The organism is Roseibium sp. (assembly GCF_048261595.1).
In the GTDB taxonomy this organism is placed as follows: Bacteria; Pseudomonadota; Alphaproteobacteria; order Rhizobiales; family Stappiaceae; genus Roseibium.
The window spans coordinates 78,696-91,375 of the sequence record NZ_JBLXFW010000004.1; the positions used below are offsets into that span (position 1 = coordinate 78,696).

A 12,680-nucleotide genomic window follows, 5' to 3' on the forward strand; every position below is an offset into this window, starting at 1 on the left:
TGCCTAGGAGCAAACTTCTCAAGGCACCACCTTTACGAAAGGTCAAAAATGCCGCTACTTCTGATCCGGTTTTCGACTCCAGCCCGATCAGAGGACACTTCATGTCGACGCGCCCTACCCTTGCACTTGTCGCTCATGACGCGAAGAAAGACGCCATGGTCGAATTTGCGGCACGAAACACCGACAAGCTCGCGGGATTTCGCCTCGTTGCAACAGGTACCACCGGCGGCCGGATCGCCGCGCGTTGTCCGTCCCTTGATATCACCCCTTTGAAAAGCGGCCCGCTGGGCGGAGACCAGCAGATTGGCGCGATGATCGCCGAGGGTCGGCTGCAAGGACTCTTCTTCTTTGTCGATCCACTTTCTCCGATGCCGCACGACGTGGATGTCAAAGCACTGATGCGCCTTGCGCTGGTTTACGACCTTCCAATGGCACTCAATCTGTCGACAGCCGAAATTCTGCTTCGCTCAGCGCGCCTAACCGGTTTAAAAACGACGTCCACAACTCCTGAAGTCAGCGTATCCAGCTAATGAGCCTTCCCAACCAGCCCGCAAACACGTTCAAGTACCCTATCCTCGTTGCTGATATCGGGGGTACAAACGCGCGGTTTGCGCTTGTCGAAGGCCCGCAGGCTGAAACACTCCTGTGCGGCGCAACGGCAACGGCGGACCACGTCGATATTTCCGGCGCAATTCGCTCCATCCTGACTCAGACTTCCGCCAAGCATCCACGCACCGCCATCATCGCGGTCGCCGGTCCGGTCACGGGAGACAAGATCCCATTGACCAACGCTTCCTGGGTAATCGAACCCCTGAAGCTCATCGATGACCTAAACCTGGATGAAGTGATCGTCGTGAACGACTTCGAAGCCCAGGCCCTGGCGCTGCCCGGCTTGCAGGGCGACGACATCGAGCAGATCGGCGTCGGAACGCCTCGCCCGGCCTCCACCAAATTCGTTCTCGGTCCTGGAACGGGTCTTGGAGCTGCAGCAATGATCCACGCAGCCAACACTTGGATTCCTGTTCCCGGGGAAGGCGGCCATGTCGAGATCGGTCCAGTGACGGACGACGACTTCGAGGTCTTCCAGCATATTGAGCGCGTCGGCGGTCGATTGGGGGCCGAGCAGATCCTGAGTGGAACTGGTCTTCCGCGCCTCGCCCGCGGCGTCTGCCTTGCGATGGGCGACGAGCGGGTTTTCAGCACGGCCTCGGATGTGACGACGGCTGCCGAAGCCAACGACCCTGTCGCAGTAAGGACGCTTGAGGTATTTGCGCGTGCACTGGGCCGTGTCGCCGGGGACTTTGCCCTCTCCCTGCTGGCAAGAGGTGGGGTCTACCTGACCGGTGGCGTTACTCCACGCATCGCCCGTTTCCTGACGGATGGCTCTTTCCGCGCAGCCTTCGAAGCCAAGGCCCCCCACGAAGCGCTCATGCGCTCGATCCCGACCTACATTGTGCGCCATCCTAACCCTGCCCTTGAAGGACTCGCATCCTTTGCGCGGACCCCGGACCAGTTCGCTGTCGACATGTCTGGCCGTCGCTGGCGCAGGGAAGACGTATTGTCGGCAGCCAGCTGACCCCAAATGACACGCCGTACCTTCGCCTCAGCCGTTCCAATCGACGCTGTGCTAGGCGACATCTGCCATGCACTGGAGGGCGGGCCCAACGCTGTGATCGTTGCTGAACCTGGCGCAGGCAAAACCACTCGGGTTCCACTGGCGCTACTGGACGCGCCCTGGCGCGGCGACGGAAAAATCCTGATGCTGGAACCCCGCCGGCTTGCAGCCAGAGCTGCTGCTCGCAGAATGGCAGAGGAACTCGGAGAGAGAGTCGGTCAGACCGTCGGTTACAGGGTCCGGATGGACACCAAGATCAGCGCCGCCACACGCATCGAAGTCGTAACCGAGGGTGTTTTCACGCGGATGATCCTCGACGACCCGGAGCTTTCGGGGGTTTCCTGCATCCTCTTCGATGAGTTCCACGAGCGGTCACTTGACGGAGATCTGGGCCTGGCCTTGGCACTTGATGTCCAAGGGGCATTTCGCGACGATCTCAAGCTGGTTCCGATGTCCGCAACGATCAATGCCGCTGCGGTCTCAAAACTACTCGCCAACTGCCCGGTGATCGAGAGCAGGGGCCGCAGCTATCAAGTCGAGACGCGCTACCTGGGACGGCGTCCTAACGAGAGGATCGAGGTCGAGGTCGCCGGAGCCGTTCAGAAAGCTCTTCGGGAGGAAACCGGCTCGATCCTTGTCTTCCTACCCGGACAGGGCGAAATCCGACGCGCTGCTACCTTGCTTCAAGATGTCGTTCCCGACAATTGCGTCATTGCTCCACTTTACGGAGCGCTTGACGGCAAGGCACAGGACGCCGCTATACGCCCTGCTCCGTCAGGCCTCCGCAAGGTCGTGCTCGCAACATCTATCGCCCAGACCTCTCTCACCATTGAAGGCGTGCGTGTCGTCATCGATGCAGGGTTGGCGCGCGTTCCCAAGTACGAGCCCCAGACAGGTCTGACACGTCTGGAAACCGTGAGGGTTTCGCGAGCTTCTGCCGACCAACGTCGTGGCCGTGCCGGGCGAACTGAGCCAGGGGTCTGCTACCGGCTATGGGATGAACCGCAAACGGCTGCCCTTCCTGCTCATGAAGCGCCGGAAATTCTTGAGGCCGACCTGTCTTCGCTGGCACTCAACCTTGCAGCATGGGGTGCATCGGGTCCAACGCAGCTTTCATTGATGGATCAACCTCCATCCGGAGCATGGGAAGAGGCGCAGGCACTCCTGCGCGCGCTACATGCCTTCGACGAGCGCAATCAACTGACTGACCAGGGCAAACGCCTTCGCAAGCTCCCCCTTGCACCACGACTCGCCCACATGGTCGATGCTGGTGCAACCAGGGGCGCAGGCCTGACCGCCACCTACCTGGCAGCCCTCCTGTCGGATCCGGGCGTCGGTGGACGTGATGCGGATCTACGCGACCAGCTGCGCCGTCTTAGAAATGATCAATCCCGTCGTGCGGCCGACACGCGCTCGATGGCAGAGCGTTGGCTTCGACTGACCGGAGGGAAGGCAGGTATTTGCGAGCCCGAGGATGCCGGCTGGTTGCTTGCCATGGCCTACCCCGACCGGATCGCACAGGCTCGAGGGCCGCGTGGCCGGTTCCGTCTCGCCAACGGCCGCGGAGCGGTCCTGCCAGAGGAGCACTCGCTTGCAGGTGCAGCATTTCTGGTAGTCGCCGATATTCAGGGCAGTGCCGCCAACGGGCGAATTCTTCTTTGCGCACCGATATCGCGCGAAGAGATAGAAGAGCAATTCGCCAACGACATCGTTGAGGAAGATGTCGTGACACTGGAGAAAGACGGCATTGTCCGCGCTCGTCGTGTTCGCCGACTTGGCAGTGTGGAACTTGACTCGCGCCAGATATCCAAGCCGGATCAAGCTGCCATCGAGCGGGCGGTGTTGGGCGAGGTACAGAGGCGCGGGATTGCCCGGCTGCCTTGGACGAACGACCAGCTCAGGCTACGAGATCGGGTATCCTATTTGCGGCAAACTGGCGAGCCAGAGCTTCCAGATGTCTCAGACCTGGCGCTGCAAGCATCGTTGCCCGACTGGCTCGGACCGTTCATCGCGGGGAAGCAGGCCGTCGGCAGCATCGACGCCGTCTGTCTGGGCAATGCTCTGGCGGCTCTTCTGCCATATGATATCGGCCAACGCCTCGATCGACTGGCGCCGTCGCATTTCACGGCACCGACTGGCTCGCGGGTTCCGATCGATTACGGATCGCAGAACGGACCCACAATCGCGATCCGGGTTCAGGAACTCTTCGGCCTAACCAGCCATCCCGCAATTTGCGACGGCCGCATCCCGCTGACCCTTCAACTTCTCTCGCCGGCCCAGCGCCCACTTCAGATCACCCGGGACCTCCCCGGTTTCTGGGCCGGATCCTGGACTGACGTCAAAAGCGAAATGAAGGGTCGGTATCCGAAGCATCCCTGGCCCGACGACCCAACGGCCGCCCAGGCGACCAACAGAACCAAACGCGCAACAAGCTGATCCGCATTTTTGACAAAGGCCGGTTGGATAATTGGCAGAAAAGCCACATAATCCGATGCGGGGGTCTCATGAACCGGCACCACATCATCGCCAGTCTGTCCGAACGCACCCGGTTTCCGTGGACGTGTGTCTCCCAATGCCTTTGTGCACCCGACGACTGTGTACCCCTCTTCCTCCTGTTGCTTGAGCGCAAATCGCGCGGTCTGCCTCTTTCACAGGATGAAGAACGTACCTTGTACTTAGGCATCCACATTCTGGCCGCCCTGAGGGTCGCTGAGACTTTTCCGCCGCTGATTGGCGTTATGACGCAACACAGCCAAACGGTCGGGGAGTTCCTTGGAGACTCCGTCGCCGACACCATTCCGCAGGTCTTGATGTCGACGGCACACGCCCAGGCAGGGCGTTGCTGGAACATTGCCATATCTCGACAGCACGACTGGCTGGTACGCGAGGCGTTCCTGCGTTGCTGGACCTATCTCGCCCTGATGGGTGAGGTTTCCCGCGTCGAAGCTACAAAGATGCTGCGATCCTTTCCCAAGGACGGCGGCCTGCCTGCCGACAGCTTCCTTTGGACCGGTTGGCTTACAGCGATAGCAGATCTTGGTCTGGACCAGCTTGTGCCGGTCGTCGAGGAAACGATTGCGACCGGTCAGCTTGAAATGAATTCGCTCGCCATTCTTTCAAGCGACATTGATGTATTCTACAACGATCTGCACGAGGCAAATTCCGTGCAGCGAACACCCGAGGAGTTTACCAAGTGGAAACTTCGCAAGCGCTACACGCCTTTTTCGGAGGCGTATGAGGATTTTTTCCGGGCCGCCAGGCATGTCATTTCCGGAGTGAACAGTACGGCTGCAGCCGGGCTACGAGCCGCTGAGGACCCGAACGTATTTGACAGCTTTTGAGTTGATATCAGCGACAGGAGTTCAGCGTATTCACGCCGGCAACGAACTGTCTGCGGGCACAGCCTGCAGCTGGGAATAAGAATCTATGCCGATCATCTCGATCAACTGCAGCTGCGTTTCCAAGAAGTCGATGTGACTTTCCTCATCAGCAAGGAGACTTTCGAACAGTTTCATCGACACCACATCGCCCGCTTCACTGCAGACCTGCCGTGCTTCGTGATAGAGCGCCCGCGCCGAGTATTCTCCCGCAAGATCACACTCAATGCAGTCCTTGAGCGATGACCCTATGCGCAGATGATCGAGCACCTGAAGGTTCGGATATCCTTCAAGGAAAAGGATACGGTCGATCAGTTGGTCCGCGTGATCACGCTCCTCAAGCGATTCCTCGCGTTCCTTTCGGGCTATCCGATGGTAACCCCAGTCCTCGAGCATGCGTGAATGCAACCAATATTGATTGACCGCCGTCAACTCGTGGCGAAGTGCCTTGTTGAGATACTCGATAACCCGCGTGTCGCCCTTCATTCCGCCCTCTCGATGATCACAGGCATGAATTCAGCCTGCCGCAGCAACCTTCAGTCGACAGCAGGTCCGAGATGGCTGCTGATCCTGATTGTCAGCAGTCGTATCATGAATGACATCGATTACGGACGGAAAGCAATTGCCGCAGCGAGGACGACACCCTAGATGACGGAACACAGCTCCGGGAGTTGGAACCTTGCCATTCGGATCCGCCCGCATTTCCTCGGCCGCCTTGCGGAGTTGCTTGTCTGACAACACATTGCACGAACAGATGATCATTCAGATGGCCCGCGGCGTTTCGTCTTCTCGTTTAATCTGTCATAGATGGGTCCGGACGCACCAATTAAAGTGAACCCATTCACTCAAGTTTCCTTTCTCTACACGAAAACAGCAGACCAAGGCAATCCGCATGACCGATAAGAGCACGATTGACGAACGGCGCACGATAGTCCTGACGGGCGCCAGCCGCGGAATTGGCCATGCCACGGTCAAACGCTTCTCTGCTGCTGGCTGGCGTGTCATCACCTGTTCCCGCCATGCCTTTTCCGACAAATGCCCATGGCCGATGGGACCGGAAGATCACATTCAGGTCGATCTGTCGGATCCTGAGAATCTCGGCTTTGCTGTCCAGGAAATGCGCAAGCGCCTTGAGCCGCATGGATCGAAGTTGCACGCACTCGTCAACAACGCGGGCATCAGCCCGAAGGGCGATGGGGGAGCGCGGCTGGATTCCATCACGACGCCTATGCACACTTGGCGGCATGTGTTCCAGGTAAACTTCTTCGCACCAATCATGCTCGGCCGCGGGTTGTTCAACGAACTGAAAAACGCCGGCGGCTCGATCGTCAACGTCACCTCGATTGCGGGATCGCGGGTCCATCCATTTGCGGGCACCGCATATGCTACCTCCAAGGCCGCACTATCTGCACTAACACGGGAAATGGCGGCCGACTTCGGCCCCCACGGCATCCGTGTCAACGCAATCGCCCCCGGTGAAATAGATACCTCGATCCTATCTCCCGGAACGGAGAAACTGATCGAGGATATCCCTCTCCGCAGGCTGGGCCGTCCCGACGAAGTCGCCGACACGATCCACTTCCTGTGCACGTCGCCATCATCCTATGTGACTGGGTCGGAAATCCATATCAACGGCGGGCAGCATGTTTAGGGGCGAGCCTCCACTCCGAGCCAAGCGGTAACGGCCCCACCGGTCGATGAACCGACGGCCCGCACCGCTCAACCGGCGCGGGCTGACAAAAATTGACGCTAAGTTAGCTTTATGATTTTTCATAAGTATACTAATAATACAAACTCCTGATAAAAAGCCCTCTTCTTTGAGTGCCGCCCCTTGTAAATTATAGCAAATTCGATTTTCGGCGGTTTACCTGAGATTTATACATCGCCCTTAGTATTTCGATCATCATACGAAAGCCTGCTACCCAAGCGGCTGAGGGCGGGAACATCAAATGTCGAAAATACTGAGCACATTTAACAACGTGCGGATCGGCCTTAAACTCGGCGGCGGATTTGCTGCGGTCCTTCTTCTCACCGGCATCGTCGGAGCGGTTGGCGCATTCGCAGTCAACGGTCTTGCGAACCGTTTCGAAAGCGCCGATCAGGCAATGAAGGTAAGTGCCAAGCTTCAGAACGCAACCAACCTGAGCGCCGAGCACCTGCGCTCACGCGACGGTGCTTCCAAGGAAAGTACTGTCAATGCGATCGTTGGCCTCAACGCAGAACTGAATACCCTCAAAAAATCTGTAGGCGGAGACGCTACTGCCGAGCAGAGCGTTGCCGAAGCATCGTCGGCTGTAGAGGGCCTGCGCAGCACATTCCTCGACCTGACCGACGCTCTGGACAAGCGCGACAGCTCCCAGACAGAGGTCAACACCGCGCTCGCCAACCTTGGTGCAGTGGCAATCGCCGTTGACGGTCAGGTCAACAAGGTACGCGCTGAAGCGGTACATGCAGCAGATCTTGCGAAGGAAACGCAAGAGAACGCGTCAAAGGTCGGCCAAATCGCAGCTGCCATGGGTGAAGGCGCAGTGATTGTGCAGAACCTTTACAACGAGGCTGGCAACTCGACTTCCGGCCCGAAGATGCAGGAAGCCAAAGCACGCGCTGACGAGCTTTACGCCAATGCCGATATTCTCAAATCGGCCCAGATCGAAGGTATCACTGCTGATGAGCTGAACCAGCTTGCCGACGCTGCCGCTGACTTGGCTACCAAGATCGATAAGCTCATGTCCACAACCGACTTCATGGCGCTGTATTCGCTCAAGGTCGAGGTCAAGGACGCGATCACGGCTCTGTCAGACAACGCAACTGCTGTTCGTGACAAGACCACCGCTGCAGTCAGCAAGGTCCAAGCCATCGCTGCAGAAGCATCAGATCGTCTGCGCCGTGTTGAAGATATTTCCCGGAAAGCAGCGGCCTTGAACGCAGGTGCACTAAACGTCAAGGCCTCGACCATAGAGTTCCTCAACAACGCCGCCATCCTGGACGGCTCAGGCGTCATGATGCAGCTTGAAGAAGTCATCTCGACCGAACTCCAGCTTAAGGATCAGGCACAGGCCTTCCCAACCATTGTCAAAGAGGTGAAGGCAGCAGAAGAGGCAATCAATGCATTCAAGGCCGGGTTCACCGGCATTGTGGAAGCAAAGAAAGAAGCTGCGCGTCAGACAGACATCATGTCCACTCTTTCGTCGGACGTTGCTAGCCGGGTCGGGCAGATCTCTTCCGATCAGTCGGCACAGGCAGCAGCTTCGAGCCAGCAGGCCATGGTCGTGATCGCCTCTGCCCTGATCATAGCGATCGCAGTGGGTGCAGGCCTTGCCTACTCTTTGAACCTGGCGGTGACCAAGCCAATTCAGCGGACAACCGCAATCATGTCCGAACTTGCGGAAGGCAATACGGACGTCGACATCATTGGCACCGATCGCGGCGACGAAATCGGTGACATGAGCCGCACGGTACAGGTCTTCCGGAACAATGCTGTTGAGCGCGCACGCCTGCAGGCTGAGAGCGCTCGCGAGGAAGAAGGCCGAGTTGCCAGACAGCAGACCATCGACGCCCTCATCACCAACTTCAGGGCAGCCGCATCAGAGGTTCTGACATCTGTCGGCGAAACGGCGGAAAGCCTCGACAAAACAGCACAGAGTCTGACTGAGATCGCCCGAGAAAGCTCAGGTCACGCATCACAGACCCTGAATGCATCGGATGAGGCAACCCAGAACGTCCAGACCGTAGCCAGCGCTGCGGAAGAGCTGGCCGCCTCAATCGGCGAGATTTCGCGTCAGGTTTCCCAGACCACTGAGGTCGTCGGTCGTGCCACAATCGGCACCCGGGCAACGAACGAAAAGGTTGAAGGGCTTGCTGCGTCCGCAGGCAAGATCGGTGAGGTCATCGTCCTGATCCAGGCGATTGCCGAGCAGACGAACCTGCTTGCCCTCAATGCGACTATCGAGGCTGCTCGCGCCGGCGAGGCTGGCAAGGGCTTCGCAGTCGTTGCTGCAGAGGTCAAGGAGCTCGCGACGCAGACGTCCAAGGCAACTGAAGAGATCTCCAGCCAGATTGCCGCAATCCAGGGTGCGACTCATGAATCCGCCCAGGCGATTGCCGAGATCACCGAGATCATGGAAGAGGTCGACAACTACACGGCGACCATCGCCGCAGCTGTCGAACAGCAGGGCGCTGCCACGACCGAGATCTCTCAGAACGTCCAACGGGCGGCACAAGGGACGACACTTGTCTCCGGCAACATGTCCGAGCTCTCGCAGGCCGTCGACCAGACGACCCAATCCGCCGACATGGTGCTCTCTGCGTCCGGCGAACTGTCGACCAAGACCGACCGCCTGAAGGACGAAGTCGAGCGCTTCCTGCGCGACGTAGCCGCGGCCTGATCAAACAGGACAATCGAATACGAAAGGGGCGGCCAAATCGGCCGCCCCTTTTTAGTTCGATGACTGGTGCCAAAAACGATCAGCCAGCCGCGGCTACTGCCCGCTTTGCCATGACTGTCACGAGGTTCGCACGGTATTCGGCAGAGCCGTGGATGTCAGACAGCAGATCTGCCGAACTGATCGAGATCCCCGCAACGGCGTCATGCGACCAGTTTCCGGACAATGCGCTTTCCATCTCGGAGACACGGAAGACACCGTCCTGTCCAGCACCCGTCACGGCAACACGAACAGAGCCGTCCTTTGCCTTGGCAACGAAGACACCCGCCATGGCATAGCGGGAGGCCGGGTTCGGATACTTCGCGTAGGCGCTCTTTTGCGGGATCGGAAATACAACAGAGGTGACAATCTCGTCTTCTTCCAGAGCGGTTTCGAACATGCCGGTGAAGAAGTCTTCGGCCGCCAGGCTGCGCTTGTTGGTGTTCACGGTTGCCCCGAGAGCGACCAGACCGGACGGGTAATCGGCCGCCGGATCATTGTTGGCGATGGAGCCACCGATGGTGCCCATGTGGCGCACCGCCGGATCGCCGATCCCTGCCGCCAGAGAGGCAAGACCCGGGATCAGGCGTTTCACACCATCCGAAGTGGCAACATCATAGTGGGATGTTGCCGCACCGACGGTCACGGAAGCACCATCTTCCGAAATTCCCTTCATCTCTTCGATGTTGCGCAGATCGATCAGATCGCTCGGTGCCGCGAGACGCTGCTTCATAGTCGGAATGAGCGTCTGGCCGCCGGAAAGAAACTTGCCGTCGTCGGCCTTGGCCATCAGGGACGTGGCTTCCGCGACAGACCCGGCACGATGATAGGATGTTTCATACATGTCACTAGGTCTCCTTATTCAGCTGCCTGCTGCATGCCGGAACGGCTTGCCTGCCAGACACGTTCAGGTGTCGCCGGCATGGACAGGTCATTGTTGTTGATCGCATCCGTGATGGCGTTGATGACAGCTGGCGGCGAACCGATCGCACCGGCCTCGCCGCAGCCCTTCATGCCGAGCGGGTTGCCCGGGCAGACGGTTTCCGTCGTCAGCAACTGGTAGGATGGCACATCATCGGCACGCGGCATCGCGTAATCCATGTAGGACGCGCTCAGGAGCTGCCCGCTTTCGTCGTAGGCAGCGTTTTCCAGAAGCGCCTGGCCGATGCCCTGCGTCAAACCGCCATGGACCTGGCCCTCGACAATCATCGGGTTGATGATCTTGCCGAAGTCATCGGCGGCAACGAAGTTGACGATTTCCGTCTTGCCGGTTTCAGGATCGATCTCGACCTCGCAGGCATAGGTCCCTGCCGGGAAGGTAAAGTTCGTCGGGTCGTAGAACGCCCCTTCCTTCAGGCCCGGCTCCATGCCTTCAGGCAGGTTGTGGGCCGTATAGGCGGCAAGCGCCACTTCGGTGAAGGTCAACTTCTTGTCGGTGCCGGCAACCTTCAGTTCACCGCCCTCGATCTGGATGTCGCCCTCGGCGGCTTCCATCAGGTGGGCGGCGATCTTCTTGGCCTTGGCCTCGACCTTGTCCAGCGCCTTTACGATGGCGGACATGCCGACAGCGCCAGAGCGTGAGCCGTAGGTCCCCATGCCGAACTGGACCTTGTCCGTATCGCCGTGAACGATTGAGACGGAGTCCGTGTCAACGCCGAAGCGCTCGGAAATCAGCTGGGCAAAGGTCGTCTCATGGCCCTGACCGTGGCTGTGTGATCCGGTCAGGACCTCGATGGTTCCAACCGGGTTGACCCGAACTTCCGCAGATTCCCAGAGACCGACACCAGCGCCAAGGGAGCCAACGGCAGCGGACGGAGCGATACCACAAGCTTCGATGTAGCAGGAAAGGCCCATTCCGCGGAGCTTGCCACGGGAAGCAGCTTCCGCCTTGCGTGCCGGGAAGCCGGCATAGTCGATGGCGTTGAGCGCAGCATCGAGCGTCGCATCATAGTCGCCGGCGTCATAGCACATGATGACCGGCGTCTGATGCGGGAACGAGCGGATGAAGTTTTTGCGACGGAACTCCGCCGGCGACATGCCAAGCTCACGCGCTGCCGTTTCCATCATCCGTTCGACCAGGAAGGTCGCTTCGGGACGGCCGGCCCCGCGATATGCATCGACCGGCGTCGTGTTTGTGTAGACCGCCTTCACGTTGCAGTGGATCGCCGGGATATCGTACTGCCCGGACAGGAGCGTCGCGTAGAGGTAAGTCGGAACCGACGAGGAGAACAGGGACATGTAGGCCCCGAGGTTCGCCACGGTCTTCACCCGGAAACCGGTGATCTTGTTGTTCGCGTCGATGGCCAGTTCGGCAGTCGAGCGATGGTCACGGCCGTGAGCGTCCGTCAGGAAGGCCTCGGTGCGGTCGGAGACCCACTTGACCGGACGGCCGACCCGCTTGGAAGCCCAGAGCGCGACGATCTCTTCCGGATAAATGAAGATCTTGGATCCGAACCCGCCGCCAACGTCCGGCGCAATCACACGGAGCTTGTTCTCGGGCGCGACCGCGTAAAATGCCGACAACACAAGACGAGCGACATGCGGGTTCTGCGAGGTCGTGTAGAGCGTGAAGTGCTCTTCGGCCGTGTCATAGTCGGCCAGCGCTGCACGCGGCTCCATCGGGTTCGGCACCAGACGGTTGTTGGTGATCTCCATCCGCGTGACATGTGCGGCATTGTCGAAGGCAGCATTGGTTGCCGCTTCATCTCCGATGTCCCAGTCATAAATCAGGTTGCTTGAGGCTTCCGGATGAAGCTGTGGTGCTCCGGCGCCCATCGCAGCAATCGGATCAACGACTGCTGGCAGCTCTTCGTAGTCAACCACCACCGCATCGGCAGCGTCGCGTGCCTGACCCTGCGTATCCGCGATCACGACAGCGACTGCCTGACCGACATGGCGCACGATTTCAGGCTCAAGGGCGCGCCAAGCACCCATGTTCATCGGCGATCCATCCTTGGAATGGATCATCCAGCCGCATATCAGGTTGCCGATACCATCACCGACAAGCTGTTCGCCGGTCAAAACGGCCTCGACGCCAGGCATGTCGAGCGCAGCACTTGCGTCGATCCCCTTGATCTTGGCGTGAGCATGCGGCGAGCGCACGAATGCCGCGTAGGTCATGCGTGGCAGGACCATATCGTCGGTGTAGCGCCCCTTTCCCGTGATGAAGCGCTTGTCTTCTTTTCTCAGGGCGCGTGCCCCAATACCTTCAACTCCCATGGCGTGTCTCCCAAGACAGCTGGTGTTCCCTATGGATGTCTCTGTATG

Annotated in this window: 10 protein-coding genes; 6 read left to right on the top strand and 4 right to left on the bottom strand. The window is 59.2% G+C overall.

Translation table 11 applies throughout. The annotated features are described in order from the left end of the window. The first annotated feature begins 101 nt into the window (after positions 1–101). The 4 genes from ACN0SY_RS13960 to ACN0SY_RS13975 all read left to right on the top strand — a co-directional run bounded on the left by ACN0SY_RS13960 (position 102) and on the right by ACN0SY_RS13975 (position 4,956). Positions 102–530: a methylglyoxal synthase gene (locus ACN0SY_RS13960; protein ID WP_417688080.1), complete on the top strand. Its 429-nt coding sequence runs from the start codon at positions 102–104 to the stop codon at positions 528–530. Further along, the gene (gene glk / locus ACN0SY_RS13965; protein ID WP_417688082.1) at positions 530–1,576 is read left to right on the top strand and encodes a glucokinase; all 1,047 of its coding nucleotides are present in this window, start codon (positions 530–532) and stop codon (positions 1,574–1,576) included. The genes ACN0SY_RS13960 and glk overlap by 1 nt, the downstream gene beginning before the upstream one ends. 6 nt (positions 1,577–1,582) lie before the next feature. Continuing rightward, positions 1,583–4,051, top strand: coding sequence for an ATP-dependent helicase HrpB (hrpB, locus tag ACN0SY_RS13970; protein WP_417688084.1), 2,469 nt, complete (start codon positions 1,583–1,585; stop codon positions 4,049–4,051). 302 nt (positions 4,052–4,353) lie between these two features. Further along, positions 4,354–4,956 carry a hypothetical protein gene (locus tag ACN0SY_RS13975; protein ID WP_417688086.1) on the top strand — a complete coding sequence of 201 codons (603 nt, stop codon included), beginning with the start codon at positions 4,354–4,356 and terminating at the stop codon, positions 4,954–4,956. A 30-nt stretch (positions 4,957–4,986) separates the two neighbouring features. Here the strand turns inward: ACN0SY_RS13975 and bfr are convergent, their stop codons facing one another. Next, on the bottom strand, positions 4,987–5,478 hold the full coding sequence (gene bfr, locus ACN0SY_RS13980) for a bacterioferritin (RefSeq protein WP_417688088.1): 492 nt from the start codon (positions 5,476–5,478) through the stop codon (positions 4,987–4,989). 30 nt (positions 5,479–5,508) lie between these two features. Next, complete coding sequence (locus ACN0SY_RS13985; protein WP_417688090.1) at positions 5,509–5,754, bottom strand: (2Fe-2S)-binding protein; 246 nt, start codon at positions 5,752–5,754, stop codon at positions 5,509–5,511. A gap of 130 nt (positions 5,755–5,884) precedes the next feature. Between ACN0SY_RS13985 and ACN0SY_RS13990 the strand changes: the two genes are divergently transcribed. Continuing rightward, the gene (locus ACN0SY_RS13990; protein WP_417688092.1) at positions 5,885–6,643 is read left to right on the top strand and encodes an SDR family NAD(P)-dependent oxidoreductase; all 759 of its coding nucleotides are present in this window, start codon (positions 5,885–5,887) and stop codon (positions 6,641–6,643) included. Positions 6,644–6,941: 298 nt separating this feature from the next. Beyond that, positions 6,942–9,377 (top strand): methyl-accepting chemotaxis protein, encoded by a 2,436-nt coding sequence (locus tag ACN0SY_RS13995; protein WP_417688094.1) that lies wholly within the window; start codon positions 6,942–6,944, stop codon positions 9,375–9,377. 79 nt (positions 9,378–9,456) lie between these two features. Here the strand turns inward: ACN0SY_RS13995 and ACN0SY_RS14000 are convergent, their stop codons facing one another. After that, entirely contained in the window at positions 9,457–10,257 is an 801-nt protein-coding gene (locus tag ACN0SY_RS14000; protein ID WP_417688096.1) for an FAD binding domain-containing protein, read from the bottom strand. Positions 10,258–10,271: 14 nt separating this feature from the next. Then, positions 10,272–12,632 (bottom strand): xanthine dehydrogenase family protein molybdopterin-binding subunit, encoded by a 2,361-nt coding sequence (locus ACN0SY_RS14005; protein ID WP_417688098.1) that lies wholly within the window; start codon positions 12,630–12,632, stop codon positions 10,272–10,274. Positions 12,633–12,680 lie beyond the last annotated feature (48 nt).

Coding starts and splice junctions, on each gene's coding strand:
- ACN0SY_RS13960 (WP_417688080.1), top strand. CDS start 102: ATGTCGACGCGCCCTACCCTTGCACTTGTCGCTCATGACGCGAAGAAA.
- glk (WP_417688082.1), top strand. CDS start 530: ATGAGCCTTCCCAACCAGCCCGCAAACACGTTCAAGTACCCTATCCTC.
- hrpB (WP_417688084.1), top strand. CDS start 1,583: ATGACACGCCGTACCTTCGCCTCAGCCGTTCCAATCGACGCTGTGCTA.
- ACN0SY_RS13975 (WP_417688086.1), top strand. CDS start 4,354: ATGACGCAACACAGCCAAACGGTCGGGGAGTTCCTTGGAGACTCCGTC.
- bfr (WP_417688088.1), bottom strand. CDS start 5,478: ATGAAGGGCGACACGCGGGTTATCGAGTATCTCAACAAGGCACTTCGC.
- ACN0SY_RS13985 (WP_417688090.1), bottom strand. CDS start 5,754: ATGATCATCTGTTCGTGCAATGTGTTGTCAGACAAGCAACTCCGCAAG.
- ACN0SY_RS13990 (WP_417688092.1), top strand. CDS start 5,885: ATGACCGATAAGAGCACGATTGACGAACGGCGCACGATAGTCCTGACG.
- ACN0SY_RS13995 (WP_417688094.1), top strand. CDS start 6,942: ATGTCGAAAATACTGAGCACATTTAACAACGTGCGGATCGGCCTTAAA.
- ACN0SY_RS14000 (WP_417688096.1), bottom strand. CDS start 10,257: ATGTATGAAACATCCTATCATCGTGCCGGGTCTGTCGCGGAAGCCACG.
- ACN0SY_RS14005 (WP_417688098.1), bottom strand. CDS start 12,632: ATGGGAGTTGAAGGTATTGGGGCACGCGCCCTGAGAAAAGAAGACAAG.